22 protein-coding genes are annotated in these 22111 nt (G+C 61.2%); 18 read left to right on the top strand and 4 right to left on the bottom strand.

Going from position 1 to position 22111, the window contains the following annotated elements; genetic code table 11:
* Positions 1-520: 520 nt before the first annotated feature.
* From NA647_RS19010 to thiI, 3 genes are all read right to left on the bottom strand, one after another.
* Positions 521-919, bottom strand: coding sequence for a POTRA domain-containing protein (locus tag NA647_RS19010; RefSeq protein ID WP_256059078.1), 399 nt, complete (start codon positions 917-919; stop codon positions 521-523).
* 229 nt (positions 920-1148) lie between these two features.
* Positions 1149-2972 (bottom strand): translational GTPase TypA, encoded by a 1824-nt coding sequence (gene typA, locus NA647_RS19015; protein ID WP_256059079.1) that lies wholly within the window; start codon positions 2970-2972, stop codon positions 1149-1151.
* Between the two features lie 168 nt (positions 2973-3140).
* The gene (gene thiI / locus NA647_RS19020; RefSeq protein ID WP_256059080.1) at positions 3141-4595 is read right to left on the bottom strand and encodes a tRNA uracil 4-sulfurtransferase ThiI; all 1455 of its coding nucleotides are present in this window, start codon (positions 4593-4595) and stop codon (positions 3141-3143) included.
* Positions 4596-4931: 336 nt separating this feature from the next.
* Here thiI and glnA point away from each other — a divergent pair, with 336 nt between their 5' ends.
* The 5 genes from glnA (at position 4932) to ntrC (ending at position 10552) form a co-directional block, all read left to right on the top strand.
* On the top strand, positions 4932-6338 hold the full coding sequence (gene glnA, locus NA647_RS19025) for a glutamate--ammonia ligase (protein ID WP_256059081.1): 1407 nt from the start codon (positions 4932-4934) through the stop codon (positions 6336-6338).
* A 150-nt stretch (positions 6339-6488) separates the two neighbouring features.
* Positions 6489-7052 (top strand): DUF4124 domain-containing protein, encoded by a 564-nt coding sequence (locus NA647_RS19030; RefSeq protein ID WP_256059082.1) that lies wholly within the window; start codon positions 6489-6491, stop codon positions 7050-7052.
* Complete coding sequence (locus tag NA647_RS19035) at positions 7049-7678, top strand: DUF4124 domain-containing protein (RefSeq protein ID WP_256059083.1); 630 nt, start codon at positions 7049-7051, stop codon at positions 7676-7678. The genes NA647_RS19030 and NA647_RS19035 overlap by 4 nt, the downstream gene beginning before the upstream one ends.
* 359 nt (positions 7679-8037) lie before the next feature.
* The gene (gene glnL, locus NA647_RS19040; RefSeq protein ID WP_256059096.1) at positions 8038-9129 is read left to right on the top strand and encodes a nitrogen regulation protein NR(II); all 1092 of its coding nucleotides are present in this window, start codon (positions 8038-8040) and stop codon (positions 9127-9129) included.
* Entirely contained in the window at positions 9116-10552 is a 1437-nt protein-coding gene (gene ntrC, locus NA647_RS19045; protein ID WP_256059084.1) for a nitrogen regulation protein NR(I), read from the top strand. The genes glnL and ntrC overlap by 14 nt, the downstream gene beginning before the upstream one ends.
* A gap of 27 nt (positions 10553-10579) precedes the next feature.
* Here the strand turns inward: ntrC and NA647_RS19050 are convergent, their stop codons facing one another.
* Positions 10580-11035 carry a hypothetical protein gene (locus tag NA647_RS19050; RefSeq protein ID WP_256059085.1) on the bottom strand — a complete coding sequence of 152 codons (456 nt, stop codon included), beginning with the start codon at positions 11033-11035 and terminating at the stop codon, positions 10580-10582.
* Here NA647_RS19050 and trmL point away from each other — a divergent pair.
* The 13 genes from trmL to tatB form a co-directional block, all read left to right on the top strand.
* Entirely contained in the window at positions 11034-11495 is a 462-nt protein-coding gene (gene trmL, locus NA647_RS19055; RefSeq protein ID WP_256049706.1) for a tRNA (uridine(34)/cytosine(34)/5-carboxymethylaminomethyluridine(34)-2'-O)-methyltransferase TrmL, read from the top strand. The genes NA647_RS19050 and trmL overlap by 2 nt on opposite strands.
* A gap of 106 nt (positions 11496-11601) precedes the next feature.
* Positions 11602-13911 (top strand): FdhF/YdeP family oxidoreductase, encoded by a 2310-nt coding sequence (locus tag NA647_RS19060; RefSeq protein WP_256059086.1) that lies wholly within the window; start codon positions 11602-11604, stop codon positions 13909-13911.
* Positions 13912-14190: 279 nt separating this feature from the next.
* Entirely contained in the window at positions 14191-14727 is a 537-nt protein-coding gene (gene hslV / locus NA647_RS19065) for an ATP-dependent protease subunit HslV (RefSeq protein WP_131649428.1), read from the top strand.
* A gap of 26 nt (positions 14728-14753) precedes the next feature.
* On the top strand, positions 14754-16097 hold the full coding sequence (hslU, locus tag NA647_RS19070; RefSeq protein WP_256059087.1) for an ATP-dependent protease ATPase subunit HslU: 1344 nt from the start codon (positions 14754-14756) through the stop codon (positions 16095-16097).
* 114 nt (positions 16098-16211) lie between these two features.
* On the top strand, positions 16212-16586 hold the full coding sequence (locus NA647_RS19075) for a gamma-butyrobetaine hydroxylase-like domain-containing protein (RefSeq protein ID WP_256059088.1): 375 nt from the start codon (positions 16212-16214) through the stop codon (positions 16584-16586).
* Positions 16587-16828: 242 nt separating this feature from the next.
* The gene (locus tag NA647_RS19080) at positions 16829-17698 is read left to right on the top strand and encodes an alpha/beta fold hydrolase (RefSeq protein WP_256059089.1); all 870 of its coding nucleotides are present in this window, start codon (positions 16829-16831) and stop codon (positions 17696-17698) included.
* A 143-nt stretch (positions 17699-17841) separates the two neighbouring features.
* Positions 17842-18612, top strand: a complete 771-nt coding sequence (ubiE, locus tag NA647_RS19085; protein WP_256059090.1) for a bifunctional demethylmenaquinone methyltransferase/2-methoxy-6-polyprenyl-1,4-benzoquinol methylase UbiE — start codon at positions 17842-17844, stop codon at positions 18610-18612.
* Positions 18612-19235 carry a ubiquinone biosynthesis accessory factor UbiJ gene (locus NA647_RS19090; RefSeq protein ID WP_256059091.1) on the top strand — a complete coding sequence of 208 codons (624 nt, stop codon included), beginning with the start codon at positions 18612-18614 and terminating at the stop codon, positions 19233-19235. Before ubiE ends, NA647_RS19090 begins: the two co-directional genes overlap by 1 nt.
* The gene (gene ubiB, locus NA647_RS19095; protein WP_256059092.1) at positions 19232-20842 is read left to right on the top strand and encodes a ubiquinone biosynthesis regulatory protein kinase UbiB; all 1611 of its coding nucleotides are present in this window, start codon (positions 19232-19234) and stop codon (positions 20840-20842) included. Before NA647_RS19090 ends, ubiB begins: the two co-directional genes overlap by 4 nt.
* A 49-nt stretch (positions 20843-20891) precedes the next feature.
* Positions 20892-21287, top strand: a complete 396-nt coding sequence (gene hisI / locus NA647_RS19100; RefSeq protein WP_256059093.1) for a phosphoribosyl-AMP cyclohydrolase — start codon at positions 20892-20894, stop codon at positions 21285-21287.
* On the top strand, positions 21280-21612 hold the full coding sequence (locus tag NA647_RS19105) for a phosphoribosyl-ATP diphosphatase (protein WP_131649420.1): 333 nt from the start codon (positions 21280-21282) through the stop codon (positions 21610-21612). The genes hisI and NA647_RS19105 overlap by 8 nt, the downstream gene beginning before the upstream one ends.
* 24 nt (positions 21613-21636) lie before the next feature.
* Positions 21637-21867 carry a twin-arginine translocase TatA/TatE family subunit gene (gene tatA, locus NA647_RS19110; protein ID WP_256059094.1) on the top strand — a complete coding sequence of 77 codons (231 nt, stop codon included), beginning with the start codon at positions 21637-21639 and terminating at the stop codon, positions 21865-21867.
* A gap of 3 nt (positions 21868-21870) precedes the next feature.
* Positions 21871-22111, top strand: a 241-nt coding sequence (tatB, locus tag NA647_RS19115) for a Sec-independent protein translocase protein TatB (protein WP_256059095.1), incomplete at its 3' end; no start/stop codon positions are given.

A 22111-nucleotide genomic window follows, 5' to 3' on the forward strand; every position in this document is an offset into this window, starting at 1 on the left:
CCCTAAATGCTGCATGTCTAGCTGAGCATTTAATTCCTCCTTGGTTACCCCCATAATCGAGATGGCAAGCAAAGGCTCGCGCAGGCGATCTCCCACCTGCATGCTGCATGGGTGAGAAAAAGCCACGCACTCAAAATTTTCGTCACCAATTGTCAATATTGCCTCTTGCGCATCTTTCGAAATCCATTCACACCGCTTAACTATCATTTAGAAAACCTTAAACTAGGTGCTTTTCTTGCCAATTCACTTACAGACTTGACATGGAATGTAGTTATATTTCCTGTCGCCCTATCCAAGCCTACAAACCCTTATTTAGCACTTCCTTCGCCACCAATCAGCCTTACATAACCATTCATCTCAGGAACAAATGTTCCGTTTTTAATTACATGATTTGCATCATGTAGATAGCTCTTAAGATTATAAGAACTCCGACCAAATGCATCCATCAATTCCGAACCATGCTTTCCAAAGTGCTGAACCGCTTCATCACCTTTGAAAAACTTCGTTGCCGTGGAATGAGTCAGGAGCTTAGGACGTAGCCGCGGTCGATATAGAACTGGGTGATCGCTTTCAGCAGCGCGTTGAGCTGGTTGGCGCCCAGGCATTTACCTTGATAAGGCTGCACCAGTGTCGCTTGCTGCTGCGCTGAAACAAGGGTGGCGCCCTTGAGGCTGATGGTGTGGATGTCGAAGCAGCGCTGGTCATCCTGTACCTGTTCGGGTTCGACGGCATCGCGCCCAGGCAGTTGCTGCAAGTCTTCCAGGCGTTGGCGTTGCAGATCTAACAGTCGCTCCTGGCGATCACGAATGAGGTCGCGTTCGCCGGGAAGCGGCGTGCCAGAGGGTGGAACCTGGGCTGACGCGGAGCCCGCGAAGAACAAAAAGACTGAGACAAAAGCGACGAACAACAGCGGGAGCATCGCAACCATCCTTGGTTCGGTAAAGCGGAGGGCGGCGATACTGAGGCGATGTGCCGCTACGCACAACTACCGCCAGTCCAAAGGCGGCTGCAGAAGCGCAACGGGCTCACATTTCAGGACAATTTAGTTTTCCGAGGACGGAACCAAACGCAAAGCAGATGAGATGTCAGCGTATTGCGCGCAGCAAAAAGGCGCCATAAGGCGCCTTTTTGCTGCAGCTAAGCGGGAATCAAGCCTTGTTGGCTTTCTTCGCAGCGCGGCTACGCTCGCCTTCGTCGAGGATCTTCTTGCGAAGACGGATCGACTTCGGCGTGACTTCGCAGAGCTCGTCGTCCTGGATGAATTCCAGTGCTTGCTCAAGGGTGAAGCGGACCGGCGGGACCAGGGCGATGGTTTCGTCCTTGCCCGAAGCGCGCATGTTGTCGAGCTTCTTGCCCTTGGTGGGGTTTACGCCAAGGTCGTTATCACGGCTGTTCAGGCCAACGATCTGACCGTTGTAGATTTCCTGGCCGTGCTCGACGAACAGCTTGCCGCGCGCCTGCAGGGTTTCCAGCGAGTAGGTCAGCGCCTTACCAGTATCGATCGAAACCAGTACGCCGTTCTGACGGCCGGACATGTGGCCGGACTTCATTACGTCGTAACGGTCGAAGATCGAGGTCAGGATGCCTGCGCCGTTGGTCAGGGTCAGGAACTGGTTACGGAAACCGATCAGACCACGGGCCGGAATGTTGTACTCCAGGCGAACACGGCCCTTGCCATCCGGGACCATGTTGCTCAGGTCGCCCTTACGCAGGCCCATCTCTTCCATGACCTTGCCCTGGCTTTCCTCAGGGATGTCGATGGTGACGTTCTCGAACGGCTCGTGCTTGGCGCCATTGACTTCGCGGATGATCACTTCTGGACGACCCACGGCCATCTCGAAGCCTTCACGACGCATGGTTTCGATCAGTACCGACAGGTGCAGCTCGCCGCGACCGGAGACTTTGAACTTGTCCGCCGAATCGCCTTCTTCGACGCGCAGGGCCACGTTATAGAGCAGCTCCTTGTCCAGGCGCTCCTTGATGTTACGGCTGGTGACGAACTTGCCTTCCTTGCCGCAGAACGGAGAATCGTTGACCTGGAAGGTCATGGAAACGGTCGGCTCATCGACGGTCAGCGGCTTCATGGCCTCGACGTTGTTGATGTCGCAGAGGGTGTCGGAGATGAACAGCTGATCCATGCCGCTGACGCAGACGATGTCACCGGCCGTGGCTTCTTCAACGTCGACGCGGTGCAGGCCGTGGTGGCCCATCAGCTTGAGGATACGACCGTTGCGGCGCTTGCCGTCGACGTCGATGGCCACCACCGGGGTGTTCGGCTTGACCCTGCCACGGGCGATGCGGCCCACGCCGATGATGCCGAGGAAGCTGTTGTAATCCAGCGCCGAAATCTGCATCTGGAACGGGCCGTCAATATCGACCTGCGGGGCCGGTACGTGGTCAATGATGGCCTGGTACAGCGGGGTCAGGTCTTCGGCCATGTCGCTGTGGTCGAGACCAGCAATGCCATTCAGGGCACTGGCGTAGACGACCTGGAAATCCAGTTGCTCTTCGGTGGCGCCGAGATTGTCGAACAGGTCGAAGATCTGGTCCATGACCCAGTCCGGACGTGCGCCCGGACGGTCGACCTTGTTGATCACCACGATCGGACGCAGGCCGGCTTCGAATGCCTTCTTGGTCACGAAACGAGTCTGCGGCATCGGGCCGTCTTGGGCGTCCACCACCAGCAGCACGGAGTCGACCATCGACATCACGCGCTCCACTTCACCACCGAAGTCGGCGTGGCCGGGGGTGTCGACGATGTTGATGTTGTAGCCGCTCCATTTGATGGCGGTGTTTTTCGCCAGGATAGTGATGCCACGCTCTTTTTCCTGGTCGTTGCTGTCCATCACGCGCTCGTCGTTGAGCTCGCTGCGCTCCAGGGTGCCTGACTGACGCAGCAGGGCGTCGACCAGGGTGGTCTTGCCATGGTCAACGTGGGCGATGATGGCGATGTTGCGTAGATTCTCGATCACAGTAGTGGTCTCGTAGTTGGGTCGGGCTGCTCTGCAAATGCATCGAGCGGCCAACGCGAAAAATCAGATGAAAGAAGTACAGATCGTTAACGACATGTCGCGGCAATACAGCCACGAAGCGGGTCGGGAGGGCGGTGACGGATACTGCCGCCCAGCAGGCCGGGCTGTTTAGCTCGGACGATAAACGCGCACATTGACATGCCCCTCGCTCAGCAGGTGATGAGCATGCAGGCGACTCATGACACCTTTATCGCAATACAGCAGGTACTGGCGATTGGCATCCAGTTCCTTGAAACGGTTATTCAGCGCATAGAAGGGTAGCGTTTGCACTTCGATGCCAGGAAGTTGCAGAGGTTCGTCCTCGGCCGCATCGGGGTGACGGATGTCGAGGATGACCTGACTGGCTGTCGCCTCGACTACTTCCTCGACCTGAATATCTTCGCCCAGCTCGTCGATCACTCGGTCGATGGCGACCTGGCGGGTATTTTCCAGAGCGCGCTCGAGCACCTGCATGTCGAACTGCTTTTCTTCGTGCTCGACGCGGTAGCGCTTGGCGCGGGTGGTCGGATTCTTCGAGATCACGCCGCAATATTCAGGCATGTTCTTGGCGAACTCGGCGGTGCCGATCTCGAACGCGGTATCGATGATGTCTTGCTTGTGCGCGGCGATCAGCGGGCGCAGCACCAGCATGTCGGTGGCCGAGTCGATGACCGAAAGATTAGGCAGCGTCTGGCTGGAGACTTGGGAAATCGCCTCGCCGGTGACCAGCGCATCGATGTGCAGGCGCTCGGCGATCTGCGTGGACGCTCGCAGCATCATGCGCTTGAGCACCACGCCCATCTGACTGTTGTCGACTTTCTCGAGGATCTCGCCGACCACTTCCTCGAACGGCACGCTGATGAACAGCACACGGTGCGAGCTGCCGTATCTCTTCCATAAATAGTGGGCGACTTCCATTACGCCCAGCTCATGGGCGCGGCCACCGAGGTTGAAAAAGCAGAAATGCGTCATCAACCCGCGGCGCATCATCTGATAAGCCGCGACGGTGGAGTCGAAACCACCAGACATCAACACCAGGGACTGCTCCAACGCACCCAGCGGATAGCCGCCGATGCCGTCATGCTGGGCATGGATGACGAACAGACGCTGGTCGCGAATTTCCATCCGCACTTCGATTTCCGGCGCTTTCAGCGAAATTCCCGCAGCGCCGCACTCCTCACGCAAACGACTGCCGACATGGCGCTCGACATCCATCGAACTGAACGGATGTTTGCCGCCGCGTTTGCAGCGAACGGCGAATATCTTGCCGGCCAGCCGGTCGGCGAAGTGCGCTTTGCACTTCTCGACGATATCGTCCAGATCGCCCAGCGGGTACTCATGGACTTCCAGGCAATGAGCGATGCCCGGCGTGCAGCGCAGGCGCTCGATCATCTCGCGCAGCAGCTTTGGCTCGCTGCGCACGGTTTCCACCTCAACGTTGTCCCACACGCCTTCCACCCGCAGTTCGGGATCGAGGTCGCGCAGCACGGCGCGGATGTTCTTCGCCAGTTGACGAATGAAGCCCTTGCGCACCGGCGGGCTCTTGATGGTGATTTCGGGGAAAACCTTGACGATCAGCTTCATGTAACAGCGCGCGCCGATATGGCGTAAAAAGAGGGGGGCGGAGTATAGCGGAACTGATCAAGCTTTAGTCAGTTTTCTCCAGACCTGCAATTGCACTTAAATTGAACAAAGCCAGAAAGCGACGCACCAATTAAGTGCACAAAGCGGACAGCACGCATCACCGAGACACCGACGTTTACAACAGCCCTTCAATTTCAGGCGCCCGGACCCAAGACGGAGCACTGGCATGCAATTTGCTCTCTTGTGAGGCAGGTTGCCTTGGCGGAACATCGCCGCCCGGCTTCACCCTGCTTCGGAAGCATCCCCTGTCAGCGCTTCCACTATTTGGAGAACACCATGTCGAAGTCGCTTCAACTGATCAAAGATTACGATGTGAAGTGGATTGATCTGCGCTTCACTGACACCAAGGGCAAGCAGCACCACGTCACCATTCCGGCTCGTGATGCTCACGATGAAGACTTCTTCGAACATGGCAAGATGTTCGACGGCTCTTCCATCCATGGCTGGAAGGGTATTGAAGCTTCCGACATGATCCTGATGCCGGTCGATGAAACCGCCGTGCTGGATCCTTTCACCGAAGAGCCGACCCTGATCCTGGTCTGCGATATCGTCGAGCCGAGCACCATGCAGGGCTACGACCGCGACCCGCGCTCCATCGCCAAGCGCGCCGAAGAATTCCTCAAGTCCACCGGCATCGGCGACACCGTGTTCGTCGGCCCGGAGCCGGAGTTCTTCATCTTCGACGAAGTGAAGTTCAAGTCCGACATTTCCGGCTCCATGTTCAAGATCTACTCTGAGCAAGGCTCCTGGATGACCGACCAGGACGTCGAAGGTGGCAACAAGGGGCACCGCCCAGCCGTCAAAGGTGGCTACTTCCCGGTTCCGCCGTGCGACCACGACCATGAAATCCGTACCGCCATGTGCAACGCCATGGAAGAAATGGGTCTGGTCGTTGAAGTGCACCATCACGAAGTGGCCACCGCTGGTCAGAACGAAATCGGTGTGAAATTCAACACCTTGGTCGCCAAGGCTGACGAAGTTCAGACCCTGAAGTACTGCGTGCATAACGTCGCCGATGCCTACGGCAAGACCGCGACCTTCATGCCCAAGCCACTGTACGGCGACAACGGCTCGGGTATGCACGTGCACATGTCCATCTCCAAGGATGGCAAGAACACCTTCTCCGGCGAAGGCTATGCCGGCCTGTCCGAGACCGCTCTGTACTTCATCGGCGGCATCATCAAGCACGGCAAGGCGCTGAACGGCTTCACCAACCCGTCGACCAACTCTTACAAGCGTCTGGTTCCGGGCTTCGAAGCACCAGTGATGCTGGCCTACTCGGCCCGTAACCGTTCCGCCTCGATCCGTATCCCGTACGTGTCCAGCCCGAAAGCCCGCCGTATCGAAGCGCGCTTCCCGGATCCGGCTGCCAACCCCTACCTGTGCTTCGCCGCACTGCTGATGGCTGGCCTGGACGGCATCCAGAACAAGATTCACCCTGGCGATGCAGCTGACAAGAACCTGTACGATCTGCCGCCGGAAGAAGGCAAGCTGATCCCGCAGGTGTGCGGCAGCCTGAAGGAAGCCCTGGAAGAACTCGACAAGGGCCGCGCGTTCCTGACCAAGGGCGGTGTGTTCAGCGATGACTTCATCGATGCCTACCTCGAGCTCAAGAGCGAGGAAGAAATCAAGGTCCGCACCTTCGTGCATCCGCTGGAATACGACCTGTACTACAGCGTCTGATCCAGGCTCCGGCATGACGACAAGGCCTCCTTCGGGAGGCCTTGTTCGTTTCGGCAGCTTTAAGCCGGCGTTCGCAAATCCCACCAAACAGACTTGCCTGGAAACCTGGGCGATGTAGGCTTGCCGCATCCCACCCTGCGGAGCTCCCCCATGCGCATCGCATTGTTCAGCCTGCTCATACTCGTCACGGCCCCCGCCTTGGCGCAGATCTACAAATACACCGATGACAAGGGCAACACCGTCTTCACCAACCAGCCGCCGGACGGCGTTGCGGCGGACGCGGTGAAGTTGCCTCCAGCCAATACCGTGAATATCAAGACGCCCGAGCCACCGCCGCCACTGCCTGATGACCAACAGGGCGAACAGCAGCAGCCTTACCGAAGCCTGACGATCGGCGGGATTCCCGATGAGCAGGCGCTGCGCGCCAACAATGGCACTTTCGTCGTCACGGCCCAGCTCAACCCTCCACTGCGCCGGGAACACCGAATACGCTTTCTGCTCGATGGCATCCCCCAGGCGGCGCCGAGTAGCAATACATCGCTACAGCTAAGCAATGTCGATCGCGGCACCCACCTGCTGGAAGTCGAGGTGCTAAATGGTGATCAGGTAGTACAGCGCAGCGCTGAAGAATTCACCGTGCAACGGGTCAACACATCCAGCCCGGCGCTGCGCCCGGCACCTGCGCCGAAACCAACACCGAAGCCAGCATCTTGAAGATTGTTCAGCCGTTACTGGCCGTCCTGCTCTTGACTGCTGCCATGCCTGCTACTGCTGGCGTGTATACGTACATCGACGAGCATGGCAAACGCGTATTCACCGACCGCCCCGGTGGTCGGGCAGCCGAACCGGTCGAGACTAGACCAATCAACAGCATGCCCGCTCAGCCGACGGCGCCACCGGCTAGGCCAAGCAAGGCGCCGCGCGAAATTAAGTTCACTTACCAGCTGCTCGAAATCGTTCAGCCTGAACACGACACTACGCTGCGCAACAATGCCGGCGAACTAACCGTCCACGTCACCAGCGATCCCGCCTTGCAGCCCGGCCATTTCTACCGCCTCCTGCTCGATGGCATCCCGGCCGCGTCGCCTAGCAGCGAGCCCGTTTTCGCGTTAGGGAACCTCGACCGCGGCAGCCACCAGCTGATCGTGGAGGTAATCGACGGCGAGGGGCAGACACTGCAAAGCAGCCCACCTCGCACCTTTCATCTCCTGCGCACCTCTCTTGTGCAGCGGCGCATGGCCAACCCCTGCAAAAAGGCCGAATACGGCGTGCGGCCCGAATGTCCGCTGAAGGACAAACCCAAGGAAAAGAAAGATATTCCCTTCGTGCCCTTTCTGTGACCATTCTATGCACTGCAATGGTGCATAGACGGCATTAGCCTACCTCGCTCCACCGCCTCGCTGCCATGCTCTGCTTTGGAGCGTCGGGGTAGACGGCGCCCGCATGAAAAAAAGGGCGCCTTGCGGCCCGTGTGAAAATGTAGCGAGCAAAGGTTAGGCAAGAACTAGGCGTCCCCACAAAAACAGGCGAGGAAGCGGGCTGGGCTCGCACGCGAGTTTACGAGCTGTAAATGAGCATTCCGACTGGGCTCGCATCCGAGCCTGTTTTTAACGCGGCATAACCGAGCGCTGTATTTTTCACACAGTCTGATTGGTTTGCTTCTTGCATTTGCCGTAAGACCTAACGGATGCAGAAAGCCATGATCAACGAAGCCATACAGCGCCTGCTGATCGAGAACCTGACCACCGCGACCCTGCTGCTCGACTCGCGCTTGCGCCTGGAGTACATGAATCCAGCAGCGGAGATGCTCCTGGCGGTCAGTGGCCAACGTAGCCACGGCCAGTTCATCAGCGAACTTTTCACCGAATCGCCCGAAGCGCTGGCGGCTCTGCGCCAAGCCGTCGAACAGGCACACCCCTTTACCAAGCGCGAGGCAACGCTGACCTCTACCAACGGCCAGACGCTGACCGTGGATTACGCGGTCACGCCGATGCTGACCCGCCAGGAAACCATGCTGCTGCTGGAGGTGCTGCCGCGTGATCGACTGCTGCGCATAACCAAGGAGGAGGCGCAGCTGTCCACACACGAGACCACAAGAATGTTGGTCCGGGGCCTGGCCCACGAAATCAAGAATCCACTCGGCGGTATCCGTGGCGCGGCGCAACTGCTTGCGCGGGAGCTGCCCGAGGAACACTTGAAGGACTACACAGAGGTAATCATCGAGGAAGCCGACCGCCTGCGGAACCTGGTCGACCGGATGCTCGGCTCGAACAAGTTGCCATCCCTGACGATGACTAACATTCACGAAGTGCTCGAACATGTCGCCAGCCTGATCCAGGCAGAAAGCCAGGGTCGCCTCATTTTGGTGCGCGATTATGACCCGAGCATTCCCGAGGTGCTGCTAGATCGCGAGCAGGTGATCCAGGCCGTGCTCAACATCATGCGCAACGCCATGCAGGCACTTGCCGGCCAGACGGAACTGGGGTTGGGCCGCCTGACATTGCGTACCCGCACACTGCGTCAGTTCACCATCGGGCACGTCCGCCACCGCCTGGTGACGCGCATCGAGTTCATCGACAACGGTCCTGGGATCCCGGCCGAATTGCAGAACACGCTTTTCTACCCCATGGTCAGCGGGCGTCCCGACGGCACCGGCCTGGGGCTTGCTATCACCCAGAACATTATCAGTCAGCACCAGGGCCTGATCGAATGCGAGAGCCATCCGGGGCACACCGCGTTCTCGATCTTCCTGCCGCTGGAACAAGGAGCCCATCAGCATGAGCCAAAGTGAAAACGTCTGGATCGTCGACGATGATCGCTCCATCCGCTGGGTACTGGAAAAGGCCCTGCAGCAGGAAGGCATGGCCACGCAGAGCTTCGACAGCGCCGACGGCATGCTGAGCCGACTGGCGCGGCAGCAACCAGATGTGATCATCTCCGACATCCGCATGCCGGGCATCAGCGGCCTGGACCTGCTATCGCAGATCCGTGAGCACTATCCGCGTCTGCCGGTGATCATCATGACCGCCCATTCGGATCTGGACAGCGCAGTGGCGTCCTACCAGGGCGGCGCATTCGAGTACCTGCCCAAGCCATTCGATGTCGACGATGCGGTGTCGCTGGTCAAGCGCGCCCATCAGCACGCGCAAGAACAGGAGCAGCTCAAGGAGCCCGTCAGCCGCCACCACACGCCGGAAATCATCGGCGAGGCGCCTGCCATGCAAGAAGTCTTTCGTGCCATCGGCCGCCTTTCGCATTCCAACATCACCGTGCTAATCAACGGTGAGTCAGGCACCGGCAAGGAACTGGTCGCCCATGCCCTGCACCGCCACAGCCCGCGCGCCGCTTCGCCATTCATCGCCCTGAACATGGCGGCGATTCCCAAGGACCTGATGGAGTCGGAGCTATTCGGCCACGAAAAAGGCTCCTTTACCGGCGCCGCCAACCAGCGCCGTGGGCGTTTCGAGCAGGCCGATGGCGGCACCCTGTTTCTCGACGAGATCGGCGACATGCCGGCCGACACCCAGACCCGCCTGCTGCGCGTGCTCGCCGACGGCGAGTTCTACCGCGTCGGCGGTCACACGCCGGTTCGGGTCGATGTTCGCATCATTGCCGCGACGCACCAGGACCTGGAAACGCTGGTACAGGCCGGTAAGTTTCGCGAAGACCTGTTCCACCGCCTGAACGTCATTCGCATTCACATCCCGCGCTTGGCCGATCGACGCCAAGACATTCCGACGCTCGCGCAGCACTTCCTAGCCAGGGCCGCGCAGGAGCTGGCCGTCGAGACCAAGCTGCTCAAGAGTGAGACCGAGGAATATCTGCAGAACCTGCCATGGCCCGGCAACGTGCGTCAGTTGGAGAACACCTGCCGCTGGATCACGGTTATGGCCTCTGGGCGCGAAGTGCATGTGAGCGACCTGCCACCGGAGCTGCTCAATCAGCCTGCCGACGCCCTACCGGCGCATAACTGGGAACAGGCGCTGCATCAATGGGCCGATCTTGCACTGGCACGCGGCCAATCAGGTTTGCTCGACGAAGCGGTGCCGGCATTCGAGCGGATCATGATCGAAACAGCCCTGCGACACACCGCCGGACGGCGACGCGACGCCGCTCTGCTGTTGGGTTGGGGGCGCAACACCCTGACGCGCAAGATCAAGGAGCTGGGGATGGGCGTGGACGGTAGCGAAGACGACGAAGGCGAAGACAACTGACCGACCGATACATACCGGGTTGCGCCATCAGCGCGGTGCGACCCGCACGTCCAACCGCCAGTCACCGTCGACTTCCTGGCCATCCGACTCGGCCACCAAGGGCCTGGTTGCCACGAAGTGCAGCAACAATCCGTTCTCCGTCGTTTGCAGGCGCCAACCCACATTGGTGCCGCCGATATCAAGCCGTCCGTCCTCGGCGCTGCCCTGCGCCTGGAACAACATGCCCACCGCCCCATCCACGTCCTGGCTGTAGAGCTCCGGCTCGCGATCGAACCACAGCTGCAGCCCACCGGCGATCGGCTCGGCACGCAGCAACTGCACCGGCCCCGGCGCCGTGACCCGCCCGATCATAGCGCCTACCAGCAGCCCGATCAGCACCAGCGAGGCGAAAAAGCGCCGACGCAGACGAGGTCGCGGATCGTGCGGCGCAGGGTCGCCTGCCGCAGTAGAATGCCGGTCGTTTTCAGAGTCGGTGACGCGCATGTTCCATGTGATCCTTTTCCAGCCGGAAATTCCGCCGAATACCGGCAACATTATCAGGCTCTGCGCCAATGCCGGCTGCAGCCTGCACCTGATCGAACCGCTGGGCTTCGAGCTCGACGACAAACGCTTGCGCCGGGCGGGCCTGGATTATCACGAGTACGCGCCGCTGCAACGCCACGCCGATCTGAGCAGTTGCCTAGCTAGCATCGGCCAGACGCGCCTGTTCGCGTTCACCACCAAAGGCTCGCAGCCTTTTCATCAAGTGCAGTTCCAGCGCGGCGATGCCTTTTTGTTCGGCCCGGAAAGCCGCGGACTGCCACCGGAAATCCGCGACGCACAACCCAACGAACGGCGACTGCGCCTACCGATGCGGCCCGACAGCCGCAGCCTGAACCTTTCCAACACGGTGGCAGTGGCCGTCTACGAAGCCTGGCGCCAGCTGGATTTCGCATTGCAATAAGGCTTGTAACAAGCCGTATAACCCTAGTACCGATAAGGGTGAACGATCACTTAGTCCCCACGTCGTAACTTCATGCGCCTCCATAACAAGAGCACAGGAGATCGACGTGAGCCAGCCAACCTTCAAGCCCTACCACGCACCTGCCGGCGGCTGGGGTTCGGCCTATTCGGTCGCCAATATCCTGATCCGCGAGAAGATACCGCTGGCCGGCGCCTCGCTGTTGCTCAAGCAGAACAAACCCATCGATGGTTTCGCCTGCGTCAGTTGCGCCTGGGCCAAGCCGCACCCGTCGCGGCCCCTGTCGTTCTGCGAGAACGGCGCCAAGGCCACAGCCTGGGAAAACACCAGCCGCCGCTGCGGCCCGGAATTCTTTGCTGCCCACCGCGTCGCCGAGCTGCTCAACTGGACCGACTTCGATCTGGAACAGCAGGGCCGCCTGACCCACCCCATGCGTTACGACGCCGCCAGCGACACATACAAGCCGGTCAGCTGGGATGCGGCCTTCGCCGAGATCGGCCAGGAACTGAAAGCCATGGCGGACCCCAACCAGGTGGTCTTTTACATGTCCGGCCGGGCCTCGCTGGAAACCGCCTACATGTATGGCGTGCTGGCGCGGATGTACGGCACCAACAACCTGCCGGACAGCTCCAACATGTGCCACGAGAGCACCTCGGTGGCGCTGCCAGAGAGCATCGGCGTGCCGGTGGCGACCGTCACCCTGAACGACATGGAGAAGACCGATGGGTTGTTCTTCTTCGGCCAGAACACCGGCACCAGCAGCCCGCGTATGCTCCACGAGCTGCAAGCTGCCCGCGAGCGCGGCGCCGAGATCGTCACCTTCAATCCGATCCGCGAGCGCGGCCTTGAGCGCTTCGTCAATCCGCAATCACCCAGGGAAATGCTCACGCCGGACAGCACGGTGATCAGCACCCAATATCACCAGCTGGCGATTGGCGGAGATATCGCTGCTGTCACTGGAGTCTGCAAAGCCCTGCTCGCCATGGACGACGAGGCGCAAGCGGCTGGCAGGCCACGGGTACTCGACGTCGATTTCATCGCGCAGCACACCCACGGTTACGAGGCTTTCGAGCAGCGCGTGCGCAGCTACGCCTGGCCGGTGCTGGAGCGCCGTGCAGGCCTCAGTCGCACGGCGATGGAAGCCGCCGCGGCTGCCTACGCCAGCTGCCAGCGGGTGATCGTCGCGTATGGCATGGGCATCACCCAGCACCGCCATGGGGTGGAGGCGGTGCAGATGTTGGTCAACCTGCTATTGCTGCGCGGCAACATGGGCAAGGAAGGCGCCGGCATTTTGCCCGTGCGCGGCCACTCTAACGTACAGGGGCAGCGCACCGTGGGCATCACCGAAAAGGCAGCGAAGGTGCCGGCCGACAACCTACGCCGGCAATTCGGCTTCGAACCGCCGAGCGAGGATGGCGTGAATACGGTCGAAGCCTGCGAAGGTATTCTCGACGGCAGTATCAAGGGCTTCGTCGCCATGGGCGGCAACTTCGTGCGCGCAGTGCCGGACTCTTCGCAGATCGAACCGGCCTGGCGCAAGCTGCGCCTTTCGGTGCAGGTGTCCACTAAGCTCAATCGCAATCATCTGGTTACCGGCGAGGTGTCATACATTCTGCCGTGCCTGGGCCGTACCGAGGTCGATCGCCAGGCCACCGGCGAGCAGCGCAACACCACCGAAGACAGCACCGGCTGCATTCGGGCCTGGCGCGGGGCAGCCGAGCCCGCCGGTGAGTTGCTGCTGTCCGAGCCGGCCATCGTCGCGCGGCTGGCCAAGGCGACGCTGGTGGACAATCCGAATCTCGATTGGGACGCCTGGGTTGGCGATTACAACCTGATCCGCGCTGCCATCGCCGAGAGTTATCCGGAAATCTTCCATGACTTCAACGTACGGATGATGGAGCCGGGCGGCTTCCATCGCCCCCTGGGCGCCAGCCAGCGCAAGTGGGATACCGATACCGGCAAGGCCAACTTCATCAGCCCGCCTGAGCTCGCGGCGGACCCAGACACCGAAGAAGGCGGCCACGAGCGACACAACGTGCTGCAACTGATGACGCTGCGCAGCAACGATCAGTTCAACACCACCGTCTACGGCTACAACGACCGCTTCCGCGGTATCCACGGCACCCGCGCCGTGATCATGATGAACCGCAACGACATCGTCCGCCTGGGCCTGGCCGAGGGCGACCAGATCGAGGCGGTGACCGAAGTTGACGATGGCGTGCATCGCGCGGTCGGGCCGCTGCGCGTGACGCCCTACGACATTCCCGAAGGCTGCTGCGCCGGCTACTACCCCGAGTGCAACGTGCTACTGCCGGTCTGGCACCACGCCAAGCGCAGCAAGGTACCGGCGGCGAAATCGATTCCGGTGCGTTTGCGCAAGGTAATCGCCGCGGCCTGAAGCCGGGCACGAACTCCGCCGCACCTCGCCCGAGGCCGAATTCATTTCGGCCCCACAGGTTTGGCATGGGCCGAACAAGTTCGGCCCTACGAGATCGTGCGCGGCATCCGACACGCAGCATCCGGAGCGAACTCGTCCCGGTGCTCGAGATCGCCAGCAAGCGGGCCCCTACGCTGCGGATAGCGGACCGCGCAAATCTGGCCTGTTGAAAAGCTTCGCCGCCTCCCCCATATCAACCGCATTCGGGCATTCATCGCCCCGCCGCGTGGAGAATTTTCCTTGACCACCATCGTTTCAGTGCGCCGCAACGGCAAAGTCGTCATGGGCGGCGACGGCCAGGTTTCCCTGGGCAACACCGTCATGAAAGGCAATGCCAAGAAGGTCCGTCGCCTCTATCACGGTCAGGTGCTGGCCGGTTTCGCCGGGGCCACCGCCGACGCTTTCACCCTCTTCGAGCGCTTCGAAGGCCAGCTGGAAAAACACCAGGGCCACCTGGTGCGCGCCGCCGTCGAACTGGCCAAGGACTGGCGCACCGACCGTTCTCTGAGCCGGCTGGAAGCCATGCTCGCCGTGGCCAACAAGGACGCCTCGCTGATCATCACCGGCAACGGCGACGTGGTGCAGCCCGAAGACGACCTGATCGCCATGGGTTCCGGCGGCGGTTTCGCCCAGGCCGCGGCCATGGCGCTACTGCGCAAGGGTGGCGACGATATGTCCGCCCAGGATATTGCTGAGACCGCGCTGAACATCGCCGGCAGCATCTGCGTCTTCACCAATCAGAACCTGACCATTGAGGAACTGGACAGCGCCGTCTGAGCGCGTCCGCTTTCGGAGTACCGAATATGTCCATGACGCCCCGCGAGATCGTCCACGAACTCAACCGCCACATCATCGGCCAGGACGACGCCAAGCGCGCCGTGGCCATCGCCCTGCGCAACCGCTGGCGGCGCATGCAGCTGTCCGCCGAACTGCGTCCGGAAGTCACACCGAAAAACATCCTGATGATCGGCCCCACCGGCGTCGGCAAGACCGAGATCGCCCGTCGTCTGGCCAAGCTGGCCAACGCGCCCTTCATCAAGGTGGAAGCGACCAAGTTCACCGAAGTCGGCTATGTAGGCCGTGATGTCGAATCCATCATCCGCGATTTGGCCGATGCCGCATTGAAAATGCTGCGCGAGCAGGAAGTGCAGAAGATGCAGCACCGCGCCGAAGACGCCGCCGAAGAGCGCATCCTCGACGCCCTGCTACCCCAGGCGCGCCCGGTCGGTTTCAGTGAGGAGCCGGTGCAGAGCAGCGATTCCAACACCCGCCAGCTGTTCCGCAAGCGCTTGCGCGAGGGCCAGCTGGACGACAAAGAAATCGATATCGAGGTCGCCGACAGCCCTGCTGGCGTCGAAATCATGGCCCCGCCCGGCATGGAGGAAATGACCAGTCAGTTGCAGAATCTCTTCGCCAACATGGGCAAGGGCAAGAAGAAGAGCCGCAAGCTGAAAATCAAGGACGCGTTCAAGCTGGTGCGGGACGAGGAAGCGGCGCGCCTGGTCAACGAGGAAGAGCTCAAGGCCCGCGCCCTGGAAGCGGTTGAGCAGAACGGCATCGTCTTCATCGACGAGATCGACAAGGTGGCCAAGCGCGGTAACACCAGCGGCGCCGATGTCTCTCGCGAAGGCGTGCAGCGCGATCTGTTGCCGCTGATCGAGGGGAGCACGGTCAACACCAAATTGGGCATGGTCAAGACCGATCACATCCTGTTCATCGCCAGCGGCGCCTTCCACCTCTCCAAACCCAGCGATTTGGTGCCCGAGCTGCAGGGCCGTCTGCCGATTCGCGTCGAGCTCAAGGCGCTGTCGCCGGAAGACTTCGAGCGCATCCTCACCGAACCGCACGCCTCGCTCACCGAGCAGTACCGTGAGCTGCTGAAGACCGAAGGGCTGCATATCGAATTCGCCGAGGACGGCATCAAGCGTCTGGCCGAGATCGCGTGGCAGGTCAATGAGAAGACCGAGAACATCGGCGCCCGCCGCCTGCACACCCTGCTCGAACGCTTGCTGGAAGAAGTCTCCTTCAGCGCCGGCGACTTGGCCGGGCAGCAGAACGGCGAGCCGATCCGCATTGATACCGCCTACGTCAACGAGCATCTCGGCGAGCTGGCGGAAGACGAAGATCTGTCGCGGTATATCCTTTAAAAGCAGCAGGGAGTTGGGAGCCAGAAGCTGGAAGAAGGGAGCGGCACGACCCGTTCAGCAGCAGACAGGCTTCCGGCTTTGGCTTAAGGCTTCAAGCTCATACGGAGTATTCCCATGCGCATCCCCACTCAGATCAAACTCCGCAAGGCTTCGAAAACCCTGGAGCTGGAATACGGCGCCGACGAGCGCTACAGCCTGCCGGCCGAATTTCTACGGGTGCATTCGCCATCCGCTGAGGTCCAGGGCCACGGTAATCCGATTCTGCAGACCGGCAAGATCAACGTTGCGCTGGAAGGCGTGGAACCTGCCGGACAGTACGCGCTGAAGCTGACCTTTAGCGACGGCCACGACAGCGGCCTCTACACCTGGGACTACCTCGATCACCTGTCGCGAAATCAGCAGTCGCTATGGGATGAATACCTCCAAGCTCTGGCCAGCGCCGGCAAATCCCGCGACCCGGATATCTCGCCGGTCAAATTGATGCTCTAAAACGTAAATTAGGCTGCGTTGCGCTGCAGCCAACTGCCGAAGTGATACTCGCTCGTCGGGTTTGCGCACCCGCTTCTCCAGCCGCGCCCCCCACGGCAATCACTCAGCCGTGCCCGTGGCCACCCTAACCTTCCTGCCCAATGGCAGCACAACCGATGAGCGCGCCGACGCGCGCGCGGTCAAAGCTCAGGTTCGAACGTAGTCAACAGACCCGCCACATACGACTACCGGGAGCCTTCGCCATGCCTGCCAAGCGCGTTACCCACCACCGTCTCGAACTTGACGGTATCGACGTCTTTTACCGAGCCGCCGGTCCGCAGAACGCACCTGTGGTTCTACTGCCTCATGGTTACCCTTGCTCGTCCTACGAATTCAGGGCCTATATGCCTCTGCTTGCCGACCGCTGGCGGTTGCTTGCACCGGATTTCCCAGGCTGCGGATACAGCGCGACGCCGGACGATTTCTCCTACGATTTCGACGGCTACGCCGACTTCCTTGATCGTTTCACCCGACGTCTGGGCGTCGGGCGCTTTGCGCTCTACCTGCACGACTTCGGCTCGCAGATCGGCCTGCGCCTGGCCATCGCCCAGCCGCAGCGCATTGCCGCGCTGATCCTGCAGAATGGCGATATCTACGAGGATGAACTGGGACCCAAGTACGCCGCGCTGCAACGCTTCTTCGCCAACCCGACCCCACAGGCGCGCGCCGGACTGACCGACGCCGTCAGCCTCGAAGGCTTCAAGGAAGAATTTCTCAACGAGGTGGAGCCGGAGCTAGCCAAGCGCATCCCGCCAGATCTGTGGCATCTGCATTGGGCACTGATGACACCGCGTCGCAAAGAAATTGCGGTGCAGGTGATCGCAGGACTCAAGGATAACCTGGCCTGGTTCCCCCGCTATCAGAGTTACTTGCGCGACCATCAGCCCCCTACCCTTATCGTTTGGGGTCCTCGCGACGGCTATATGCCCGAAGGTTCGGCAAAAGCCTACCTGCGCGACCTACCGAACGCCGAGCTGCACCTGCTCGAGGATGGCGGTCATTGGCTGCTGGAAACCCACCTCGATGAAGTGGCGCGCCTGTCGCGGGAATTCCTGGAGCGGAGTCACCACTGACCGCAGGAAGACATCGTCTGCGAGGCCGGCAAGCTGCACGGCGACCGAGCCCATCGGACAAATCTTCTTGAGGCTTGCCGCTTGAAGCTCACTGCTGCCTTTTAGGTTTAGAATGCCCCGCACATTCTTCCGGTGACAGTGACATGACCGATCCCCGCAAAGAGCATGACGCAGAGCCCATCACCCACTTCGGCTACAAGAACGTGCCGGAGAGCGAGAAAGCACACAAGGTGGCCGAGGTATTCCATTCCGTAGCCGCCAAATACGACCTGATGAACGACCTGATGTCCGGCGGCGTGCACCGCCTCTGGAAGCGCTTCACCATCGAGTTGTCCGGCGTACGCCCCGGCAATCGCGTGCTGGACATCGCTGGCGGCACCGGCGACCTGACCCGGCAGTTCTCGCGCCTCGTCGGCCCCACCGGTGAAGTGGTGCTGGCCGACATCAACGCCTCGATGCTCAAGGTCGGGCGTGACAAGCTGCTGGACAAGGGCGTGGCTGGCAACGTCAAGTTCGTCCAGGCCGACGCCGAGAAGCTGCCCTTCCCGGACAACCACTTCGACGTGGTCACCATCGCCTTCGGCCTGCGCAACGTCACCCACAAGGAAGACGCCATCGCCTCCATGCTGCGAGTGCTCAAGCCCGGCGGGCGGCTGCTGGTGCTGGAGTTCTCCAAACCCACCAACCAGCTGTTCTCCAAGGCCTACGACGCCTACTCGTTCAGCCTGCTGCCGATGATGGGCAAGCTGATCACCAATGACTCGGAGAGCTACCGCTACCTGGCCGAATCCATCCGCATGCACCCGGACCAGGAAACCCTCAAGGGCATGATGGCCACAGCCGGCTTCGAGCGCGTGACCTATCACAACATGACCGGCGGCATCGTCGCCCTGCATCGCGGCATCAAGCCCTGATGTTGCGCGCAGCCCTGCTGGCCGCGGCCGAGCGCGGCATCAACCGCGTCCTGCGCCTGGACCCTACCGCTTTGCCGCGGCTGGCCCGACTGAGCGGTCGCGTCATCGAAATCGACTGCGCGACGCCCGCCTGGCGCCTGTTCGTGCTGGCCGATAGCGAAGGACTGCGGCTGGCTGGCGACTGGGGCAGCGAGGCTGATTGCCGTCTGCGCGCGCCCGCCGCAAGCCTGTTGCGTCTGGCGACCAGTCGTAACAAGACCGCGATCCTGCACGGCCCGGACGTTGAGATCGAGGGCGACAGTGCGCTGCTGATAAGCCTTGCCGAAGTGCTGCAGGATCTCGAACTGGACTGGGAATACGAAGTCTCGCGCTGGCTCGGTCCGGTCGGCGCTCAGCTGCTTGGCTCCGGCGTGCGCGGCCAGACCGCCTGGGCACGTCAAAGCGCCGAAAGCCTGCGCCAGAATCTCGCCGACTACCTCAGCGAAGAGTCCCGAACGCTGGTCGGCATGGCCGAGGCCGAAGCCCGCTTCGCTGAACTCGACCGCCTCAAACTCGACCTCGACCGACTCGAAGCCCGAGTCGAGCGACTCAACCAATCTCTGAAACCAGACCAAGCCGAATGAAGCTGTTCGCCGCCACCCGCCGCCTGTTCCGCATCCTGCTGGTGGTGATCCGCTACCGCCTGGACGACATCATCCTCGACCTGCCGATGCCCTGGTGGCTACGCACCTCCAGCTATCTGCTGCCCTGGCGCTGGCTGCCACGGCGCCGCAGCGTGCTGTCTCGCGGTGCGCGCCTGCGCCTGGCGCTGGAAGGTCTGGGGCCGATCTTCATCAAGTTCGGCCAGATTCTCTCGACTCGCCGCGACCTGTTGCCGCTGGATATCGCCGAAGAGCTGGCGATGCTGCAGGACCGCGTACCGCCTTTCGATTCGGCCGTTGCCACCGCCCTGATCGAGCGGCAGCTGGGCGCATCGGTGGGCGAGATATTCGCGCGATTCGATAGCAAACCGCTGGCCTCCGCCTCGGTCGCCCAGGTACACGCCGCCAAGCTGCGCAGCGGCGAAGAAGTGGTGGTCAAGGTGGTCCGGCCGAATCTGCGGCCAATCATCAGCCAAGACATCGCCTGGCTGTTCCTGCTGGCCAAGACTGCCGAACGCGCGTCTACCGAGGCTCGCCGCCTGCACTTGGTGGAGGTGGTCGACGACTACGCCAAAACCATCTACGACGAACTCGACCTGCTGCGCGAAGCGGCCAATGCCAGCCAGCTCAAGCGCAACTTCCAGGGCTCACCGCTGCTTTACATCCCACAGGTCTACTGGGACCTGTGCCGCCCGCAGGTGCTGGTCATGGAGCGCATCTACGGTGTGCCGGTGACCGATATGAAGCGCCTGGCCGAACAGCGCACGGACATGAAACAGCTGGCCGAGCGCGGCGTGGAAATCTTCTTCACCCAAGTCTTTCGTGACAGCTTCTTCCACGCCGACATGCACCCCGGCAACATCTTCGTCAGCACTCATCAGCCGTGGAACCCGCAGTACATCGCGGTGGACTTCGGCATCGTCGGCAGCCTGACGCCTGAAGACCAGGATTACCTGGCGCGCAACCTGATGGCTTTCTTCAAGCGCGACTATCGCAAGGTCGCGCAGCTGCACATCGATTCGGGCTGGGTGCCGGCGGAAACCAAGGTCAACGAGTTCGAAGCGGCGATCCGTACCGTCTGCGAGCCGATTTTCGAAAAGCCGCTGAAGGACATCTCCTTCGGTCAGTTGCTGGTGCGCCTGTTCCAGGTGGCGCGGCGCTTCAATATGGAGGTCCAGCCGCAGCTGGTGCTGTTGCAGAAAACCCTACTGAACATCGAAGGACTGGGCCGCGAGCTGTATCCCGAACTGGACCTGTGGTCCACCGGCCAGCCTTACCTTGAGCGCTGGATGCGCGAACGCATGAGTCCCATGCAGTTGCTGAAGAATGCCCACGCGCAGATCGAACAATTGCCGCATCTGGCCGGCATGACCCGCGAGCTGCTCGAGCACATGTCACAGCCCCATGCCAACAATCCCGCACCGCCCTGGCGCGAACGTCACCACGGCTGGCCGCTGCGACTGATTGGCGCATCGCTGCTGGCTGGCGGCGCGGTTCTGGCAGCCGGAGCCGAAACTTTCACAGCAACCGCCGCTTGGCCGGCCTGGCTGATGCTGGCGGCCGGCCTGTTCATCGTCGTACGCCGATAGCCAGCGGTCGGCGAGGCTGGCAAACTTGGCGCATTGCACGGAGAAGCCGATGAACTGGCTGGACGAAATCAATTGGAATACCGATGGCCTGGTCCCGGCGATTGCGCAGGACTACAGGACCGGGCGCGTCCTGATGATGGCCTGGATGAATCGCGAAGCCCTGACGCTGACCGCGACGGAGAACCGTGCCATCTACTGGTCACGTTCGCGTGGCAAGCTGTGGCGCAAGGGCGAGGAGTCCGGTCATGTGCAGAAACTGCATGAACTGCGCCTGGACTGCGATGCCGACGTCATCGTGCTGATGGTCGAGCAGATCGGTGGCATCGCCTGCCATACCGGACGTGAAAGCTGCTTTTACCGGGTCTTCGAGAACGGCGACTGGAAAACCGTCGAACCGGTCCTCAAGGATCCCCACGCGATCTATGCGGAGCACCGACATGAGTGACACCCTTGCCCGCCTGGCCGAGGTGCTGGAGGCCCGCAAGGGTGCGGCGGCGGACAGCTCCTACGTGGCCAGCCTCTACCACAAGGGACTGAACAAGATTCTCGAGAAAGTCGGCGAAGAGTCGGTGGAAACTATCCTGGCCGCCAAGGATGCCGCCATCAGCGGTGATGCCAGCGAGCTGATCTATGAAACCGCTGATCTGTGGTTTCACAGTCTGGTGATGCTGGCTGCGCTAGACCAACATCCACAGGCGGTACTGGACGAACTCGACCGGCGATTCGGTCTCTCCGGGCATGCGGAAAAAGCCGCACGCCCACAATCCTGATAGTCAACTTCGGAGTAATGCAGCATGGGTTTTGGTGGAATCAGCATCTGGCAACTCCTGATCGTTCTGCTCATCGTGGTCATGCTCTTCGGCACCAAGCGCCTCAAGGGCCTGGGCTCGGATCTGGGTGACGCCATCAAGGGTTTCCGCAAATCGATGGGCACCGATGAGGAAAAGCCCAGCGTCGAGGAAAAGCAGAGCCACACCATCGATGCCGAGGCCCGCAAAGTCGAAGACCCGACGAAGAAGAGCTGAGGCATGTTCGATATCGGCTTCACCGAACTGCTGCTGGTCGGCCTGGTAGCGCTGTTCGTCCTGGGTCCAGAGCGTCTGCCCGGCGCGGTGCGCACCGCAGGCCTCTGGATCGGTCGGGCCAAGCGCAGCTTTGCCAACATCAAGGCCGAGGTCGAGCGCGAAATCGGCGCCGACGAGATTCGCCGTCAGTTGCACAACGAGCGCATTCTCGACCTCGAACGCGAGATGAAGCAGAGCATCATGC

The sequence above is a fragment of the Stutzerimonas stutzeri genome (genome assembly GCF_024448985.1).
Classification (GTDB): domain Bacteria; phylum Pseudomonadota; class Gammaproteobacteria; order Pseudomonadales; family Pseudomonadaceae; genus Stutzerimonas; species Stutzerimonas stutzeri_AP.

Bases quoted from the DNA above. Each gene is read 5' to 3' on its own strand.
- hslU (WP_256059087.1), top strand. From the start codon at position 14,754: ATGTCCATGACGCCCCGCGAGATCGTCCACGAACTCAACCGCCACATC.
- NA647_RS19080 (WP_256059089.1), top strand. From the start codon at position 16,829: ATGCCTGCCAAGCGCGTTACCCACCACCGTCTCGAACTTGACGGTATC.
- NA647_RS19090 (WP_256059091.1), top strand. From the start codon at position 18,612: ATGTTGCGCGCAGCCCTGCTGGCCGCGGCCGAGCGCGGCATCAACCGC.
- ubiB (WP_256059092.1), top strand. From the start codon at position 19,232: ATGAAGCTGTTCGCCGCCACCCGCCGCCTGTTCCGCATCCTGCTGGTG.
- glnL (WP_256059096.1), top strand. From the start codon at position 8,038: ATGATCAACGAAGCCATACAGCGCCTGCTGATCGAGAACCTGACCACC.
- tatA (WP_256059094.1), top strand. From the start codon at position 21,637: ATGGGTTTTGGTGGAATCAGCATCTGGCAACTCCTGATCGTTCTGCTC.
- thiI (WP_256059080.1), bottom strand. From the start codon at position 4,595: ATGAAGCTGATCGTCAAGGTTTTCCCCGAAATCACCATCAAGAGCCCG.
- ntrC (WP_256059084.1), top strand. From the start codon at position 9,116: ATGAGCCAAAGTGAAAACGTCTGGATCGTCGACGATGATCGCTCCATC.
- trmL (WP_256049706.1), top strand. From the start codon at position 11,034: ATGTTCCATGTGATCCTTTTCCAGCCGGAAATTCCGCCGAATACCGGC.
- ubiE (WP_256059090.1), top strand. From the start codon at position 17,842: ATGACCGATCCCCGCAAAGAGCATGACGCAGAGCCCATCACCCACTTC.
- NA647_RS19105 (WP_131649420.1), top strand. From the start codon at position 21,280: ATGAGTGACACCCTTGCCCGCCTGGCCGAGGTGCTGGAGGCCCGCAAG.
- NA647_RS19030 (WP_256059082.1), top strand. From the start codon at position 6,489: ATGCGCATCGCATTGTTCAGCCTGCTCATACTCGTCACGGCCCCCGCC.
- NA647_RS19050 (WP_256059085.1), bottom strand. From the start codon at position 11,035: ATGCGCGTCACCGACTCTGAAAACGACCGGCATTCTACTGCGGCAGGC.
- NA647_RS19010 (WP_256059078.1), bottom strand. From the start codon at position 919: ATGCTCCCGCTGTTGTTCGTCGCTTTTGTCTCAGTCTTTTTGTTCTTC.
- hisI (WP_256059093.1), top strand. From the start codon at position 20,892: ATGAACTGGCTGGACGAAATCAATTGGAATACCGATGGCCTGGTCCCG.
- glnA (WP_256059081.1), top strand. From the start codon at position 4,932: ATGTCGAAGTCGCTTCAACTGATCAAAGATTACGATGTGAAGTGGATT.
- NA647_RS19075 (WP_256059088.1), top strand. From the start codon at position 16,212: ATGCGCATCCCCACTCAGATCAAACTCCGCAAGGCTTCGAAAACCCTG.